The sequence below is a fragment of the Brevundimonas diminuta ATCC 11568 genome (assembly GCF_000204035.1).
Classification (GTDB): domain Bacteria; phylum Pseudomonadota; class Alphaproteobacteria; order Caulobacterales; family Caulobacteraceae; genus Brevundimonas; species Brevundimonas diminuta.
The window spans coordinates 315,044-317,591 of sequence record NZ_GL883086.1; the positions used below are offsets into that span (position 1 = coordinate 315,044).

Annotated in this window: 4 protein-coding genes; all 4 read right to left on the minus strand. The window is 69.2% G+C overall.

All coding sequences use genetic code 11. From position 1 onward, the window contains the following. Nucleotides 1–30 precede the first annotated feature (30 nt). Nucleotides 31–753, minus strand: coding sequence for a type III secretion system inner membrane ring lipoprotein SctJ (gene sctJ / locus BDIM_RS05355; protein WP_003164555.1), 723 nt, complete (start codon nucleotides 751–753; stop codon nucleotides 31–33). 11 nt (nucleotides 754–764) lie between these two features. Next, nucleotides 765–1,163: a hypothetical protein gene (locus BDIM_RS16810; RefSeq protein ID WP_003164556.1), complete on the minus strand. Its 399-nt coding sequence runs from the start codon at nucleotides 1,161–1,163 to the stop codon at nucleotides 765–767. A gap of 26 nt (nucleotides 1,164–1,189) precedes the next feature. Next, the gene (locus BDIM_RS05365; protein WP_112999251.1) at nucleotides 1,190–1,498 is read right to left on the minus strand and encodes a hypothetical protein; all 309 of its coding nucleotides are present in this window, start codon (nucleotides 1,496–1,498) and stop codon (nucleotides 1,190–1,192) included. A 24-nt stretch (nucleotides 1,499–1,522) separates the two neighbouring features. Next, a partial coding sequence (locus BDIM_RS05370; protein ID WP_040345113.1) for a SctD/MshK family protein occupies nucleotides 1,523–2,548 on the minus strand: 1,026 nt, incomplete at its 5' end.

Sequence of the window (2,548 nt, forward strand, 5' to 3'; positions counted from 1 at the left end):
CGGCGCGTTCGGTCCTGGCGGCGTCCGGCGTCAAGCCTCGCCTCGCTTGGCGTCTGCCTTGGCGCGCGGCTTGGGTCGCCGATAGAGGCCGTAGATGCCCAGTCCCGCCGCGCCCAGGATCAGCACGCCCAGCGGCAGGCTGAGCTGGGTGACGGCCGGCGCCTGCGGCTGGGTCAGGACTTCGGACGCTGGGAAGGCGACGACCGTGACCTTGTCGTAGGGCAGACCCTCGATCGAGTTGACCACCAGGGCCTTGATCGAGCCGGTCTGGGCCGAGATGTCGTAGTCGGGCCGATGCTTGATGAAGACCGAGGCGGAGGAGGGCGGCTTCTCCTGCGCCAGGGGATCGCTTTCCGGCACGGCGATGTGGACGCGCGCCTGCACCACGCCGTCGATGGAGGAGATGGTCTGGCCCAGCTCCTGCTGCAGCGCGTACATCATGCGCATACGCTGCTCCATCGGCGAGGAGACGAAGCCCTCCTTCTGGAAGACCTCGCCCATGCTGGCGAAGTTCTGGCGCGGATAGCCCCGGTCGTGCAGCAGGGCCACCGCGCGGGAGAAGTCGCCGCGATCCGCCTTCAGCACCCAGTTGTCGCCGTCGCGGGTCTTGGAAGCGTCCAGCCCCTGAGCCTTGAGCACGGCGACCATCTCATTGGCGTCGCGTTCCGTCAGGCCGCCGTAAAGCTCCTGCTGGCCGCAGGCGGCGAGCAGGAGGGCTGCGCCCGCGAGGGCGGCGAGCGATCGGATTCGCATGACCGCCTCCCTCAGGACTGTTGCCGGAACAGCTGCTGCAGGCCGTCCGAGGTGCGGTTGGCCATGTTGGAGGTGAGCTGGCAGTTGAACATGAACTCGTGCGCGCGGACGGTCATCATGACCATTTCGCCCGGCGTCATGCCGCCGGCCTTGCCCTCGGCGGCCTGGGCCAGGGCGGCGAGGTCCGAGGCCTGACCGTTCACCTGCTCCAGGGCGCCCATCATGGTCTTCATGACGCCGTTGGGCTCGGTCGGGGCGGCCGGAGCCGACAGGGGCGTGACGTGCAGCAGGTTCTGGAACTGCACCGCCTGGCTGAGGGTGGCGTTGTAGGCGACGTCGATCTGCTGTGTCTGGGGTTGCAGCATTTCGGGCGGTATGGCCGCTGCGGCGGCCGAGGCTTCGAAGGACATGGGCCCCTCCTGTTGAAATGAAGGGCTCAGTTCTTGCGAGCCATGGTCTCCAGCGCCTTGCCGACGGAGTCGGTCGAGGTGGAGGAGGAGTTGGCCATGAAGTTCATGCGCATCGACTCGGCGGTCAGCATGGCCATGGTCGAGGGCTTGTCCTCGCCGCCCGGTCCGATCTGCTCGGACAGTTCGACGATGCGGCCGGCCTGGGCGTCCAGGGTCTGACCCCAGGAATGGGCCATCGCCTCGAACCAGGAGCCGGGGCGGGCCTTGTCGCGCTCGCTGTTCAGGCCGGGCGAGACGGCTAGCATGCCGAGGCCGTTCAGACTTTGGGATGACATGGGTATTCTCCTTTTGGGCTGGGGTCAGAAGTTGAGTTCGGAACGGGAGCCGTTGCGCTCGACCAGGACGCGGGTGTCCTCGATCGAGACGATGCGGTGGCCGGTCGGCAGGACGGCGCCGGGGAAGTAGCGGGCGCCGTCGGCGGTGGTGACGTGGCCGCGCTCGCCGCCGATCACCGACACCACCCGCTTGCCGCCGCCCTGCTGAATGTCTTCGAAGCGGCCGCCCTCGTCGGCGCCGGGCAGCATGCTGACGTCGATGCGGCGCAGGCCCTTGATTTCGCCCATGGCCAGCCGCTCCAGGCGGGCGGCCTCGTCCGGGTCGCTGCCGGTGACGTCCAGCCGCACCATGCCCGCGCCGACCGAGCGCGCGGCCGCCTTCACGCCGTTGGCGAGGTAGAGCTCCTCCACCTGACGGGCGATGCCGTCGTGGGTCTGAAGCTCCAGGCGGGGGCGCCACTCGCGGGCGGCCAGGATGCGTTGCAGGCGCACGCGCTCGGCGTCCGAGGCCAGCATTCCCTCGATGCGCAGATCGCCGGCCTCGGTCTTGGTGACGACCAGCTTGTCGAAGCCTTCCTCCAACAGGACGGCCTGGACCTTGGCGGGCTTGGGCTGCGACTTGGGCCAGGCCGGGACGCCCGTGCTGATGGCGAACAGGGCCGAGACGGTGATGACGGCGATCAGCAGAACCGGAACGAACTTGGCCGAGCGCGACACCAGGGCGTTGGTGTTGTTCAGCAGATATTGCCAGTTGCGGCCGTCGCCAGCCGGGGCGTCGTCCTCTTCGCCGTCATCGTCCGGCAGGGGGCGGGCGGCGGCCAGGATGCGTTCGGCCTCGCTCCATCGCGGGCTCTCGGCCTCGCCGATGGCGACGGCGTTGTCGCCGATCAGCAGCGGCAGATAGAGGGGCAGGATGGCCTGGGCCGGGGCGGTCAGCTCATGCCCCAGCAAGGTCACGGAACCGGACGTCAGGTCCAGGTCGGCGGCGTCCGCTCGCGCCTTCAGCGTCAGCCGCACCCCCTCGGCGCTGGCGTCGCGCAGGACGATGTC

Bases quoted from the DNA above. Each gene is read 5' to 3' on its own strand.
- sctJ (WP_003164555.1), bottom strand. From the start codon at position 753: ATGCGAATCCGATCGCTCGCCGCCCTCGCGGGCGCAGCCCTCCTGCTC.
- BDIM_RS16810 (WP_003164556.1), bottom strand. From the start codon at position 1,163: ATGTCCTTCGAAGCCTCGGCCGCCGCAGCGGCCATACCGCCCGAAATG.
- BDIM_RS05365 (WP_112999251.1), bottom strand. From the start codon at position 1,498: ATGTCATCCCAAAGTCTGAACGGCCTCGGCATGCTAGCCGTCTCGCCC.